Annotated in this window: 2 protein-coding genes; one reads left to right on the top strand and one right to left on the bottom strand. The window is 59.3% G+C overall.

From position 1 onward, the window contains the following. Positions 1–2,211, top strand: a 2,211-nt coding sequence (locus AB0C34_RS31485; RefSeq protein WP_357081081.1) for an amino acid adenylation domain-containing protein, incomplete at its 5' end; no start/stop codon positions are given. Positions 2,212–2,297: 86 nt separating this feature from the next. On the opposite strand, the gene AB0C34_RS31480 is transcribed toward AB0C34_RS31485, so the two are convergent. Next, a partial coding sequence (locus tag AB0C34_RS31480; protein WP_357081078.1) for an integrase core domain-containing protein occupies positions 2,298–2,684 on the bottom strand: 387 nt, incomplete at its 5' end.

Here is a 2,684-nt window from a genome sequence, read left to right as displayed (position 1 = left end):
CCAACACTCCGACCATCCAACCTCGCCTACATCATCTACACCTCCGGCTCCACCGGAACACCCAAACCCGTCGCCGTCACCCACCACAACGTCGTGGGTTTGTTCGCGGCGACGGTGCAACAGTTCGGCTTCGGTCCATCTGATGTGTGGGTATGGGCGCATTCACCGGCGTTCGATTTCTCGGTATGGGAGTTGTGGGGCGGATTGTTACACGGCGGCTCGGTGGTAGTTGCACCCCGGGAAGTGAGTCGGTCGCCACGCGAGTTGTGGAAGCTGATGGCTGCCCATGGTGTGACGGTTTTGAACCAAACTCCTTCCGCGTTCTATCAGCTGGCGCAGTTCGAACTGGAGTGTCCGACCGAACTGCGTGCGACGCTGGCGTTACGAACGATCGTGTTCGGTGGAGAGATGTTGACCCCGCAGCGACTGCTCGACTGGTTCGCCGTTGATCATGACCGTAGCTACTCCCCGCAACTGGTGAACATGTACGGGATCACGGAAACCACGGTGCATGTGACTCGGATCGCACTCAACGCGGATACCGCTCGAAGCGCCGCCAGTCCGATCGGTCGTCCGATCGCGAATGCGCGGGTGTGGGTGTTGGATTCGTGGTTGCGTCCGGTGCCGGTGGGGGTGGCTGGTGAGTTGTATATCGCGGGTGCGGGGTTGGCTCGGGGGTATCGGGATCGGGTGGGGTTGACCGCGGGTCGGTTCGTGGCCGATCCGTTCTCGGGGTCGGGTGAGCGGATGTATCGGTCGGGGGATCTGGTGCGGTGGAACTCTGTTGGGGAACTCGAGTTCTGTGGTCGGGTCGATGATCAGGTCAAGATCCGCGGGTTCCGGGTCGAGCCGGGTGAGATCGAGGCGGTGTTGATTGCGCATCCCGGTGTTGCTCGGGCGGCGGTCATCGCTCGTGAACTTCCTACCGGGGACAAACAATTGATCGGTTACGCCGTACCCCACACGGTCACCGAGGGCAGCGAGGGCAGCGAGGGTGGTGGGTTGTTTCCGGTGGGGGTGTTGGGTTCGGTGGGGGTGTTGGATCCGGTGGAGGTGCGGGGTTTCCTCGCGGCTCGGTTGCCGGAGTTCCTGGTTCCGGCGGTGGTCGTGGTGGTGGACGGGTTGCCGTTGACGGCGAACGGGAAACTCGATCGCGCCGCGTTACCCGAGCCGGTGTTCACTGGTAGCGGTGTTCACCGCGAGCCTCGTACCGGTGAGGAACGGGTCCTGGCGGAGGTGTTCGCGCAGGTGTTGGGTATCGATCGGGTGGGGATCGATGATTCGTTCTTCGATCTGAGCGGGCACTCGCTGCTGGCGATACGGTTGATCGGGAGGGTCCGGTCGATAGTGGGAGTGGAACTACCCATCCAAGCAGTGTTCGCCCACCCGACCGTAACCGGATTGGCCACCTATCTCCGCGATGTATTTGAGCGCTCGGATTCATTCGCTGATTCGTTCACCACGCCGCTACCGATTCGCAGTGAAGGCGACGACACACCTTTATGGTGTATCCATCCAGGACAGGGAATAAGCTGGTGCTACTGGAGCATCAGTGAGCACATCACCGACCGCCCGATCTACGGAGTTCAGGCCCGCGGGCTGGAAGGCCGAGAACCCTTGGCGGGATCAATCGAGGATATGGTCCAAGACTACGTTGCACAGATCCTCACGACTCAACCAACAGGTCCCTACGCCCTCCTTGGATGGTCATTTGGAGGCGTCGTCGCACACGCGATCGCAGTAGAATTGCAAACCCGCGGACTCGACGTTTCACTGCTGGCAATCATGGACTCCTTGCCCGCGACGCCTGAAAACAGAAGTGACACCAATCTTGAACAACAGGCGGAAGAACTGCGGGAATCAATAATTACCGAGATGGAACGAAGGTTCGGAGTCCATATAGATGGAATCATATTCGAGAAGGTGCTCAGTTCGATCTTGCCCGTGTTGACAAATAACATAGAATTGCAAGCGAAATATCAATCGCCAATATTCGACGGAGACGCCATAATATTTCGCGCTACCGAGACTCGAATTGCATCCACACCTAGCGGGTCACTAGCGCCACTATGGACAAAATCGATCAACCGCAACATCACCGAACATGAAATAGAGGCCACGCACTCCGACATGAACAACCCCAAGGCGATAGCGCAAATATGCGCGGTCATATCCTCGATCCTCAAATCCTCCTCACGCCCAGCCAACTGAAGACGACTGGTAACTGGATAGGTGGTCGCGGACACCCAGGGTTGTGACGGGACCCTGGTGATCGGTCCACGAACTGTGAGAGCCGGTCATTGATGTGTGCAGACGGCAGCGTATCCGGCTGGGGTGCGGTATCCCAGTCCTGAATGTCGTCGCCGCTGGTTGTAGTCGGTTTTCCAATCGGTGATCACGACGCGAGCCTGGGTCAGTGACCAGAAACTGTTGATGTTGAGGCATTCGTCGCGAAGCCGTCCGTTGAACGACTCGATATAGCCGTTGCACCAGGGTTGACCAGGCGGGATGAACGCCAACCCGACACGTTCGCGCGCCCAGTCCGCCATCGCCGAACACGCCATTTCCAGCCCGTTGTCACAGCGCAGCACCGCGGGATGACCCCGACCGGCCGCGATACGATCGAGCTCGCCGATCAAACGATCGGAGGTGATCGAGCGCTCCACCAACCCACCCAGGGATTC

Origin of the sequence: Nocardia sp. NPDC049220, from assembly GCF_040647855.1 — a bacterium.
GTDB lineage: Bacteria > Actinomycetota > Actinomycetes > Mycobacteriales > Mycobacteriaceae > Nocardia.
This window is presented reverse-complemented; position numbering and strand designations above follow the sequence as displayed.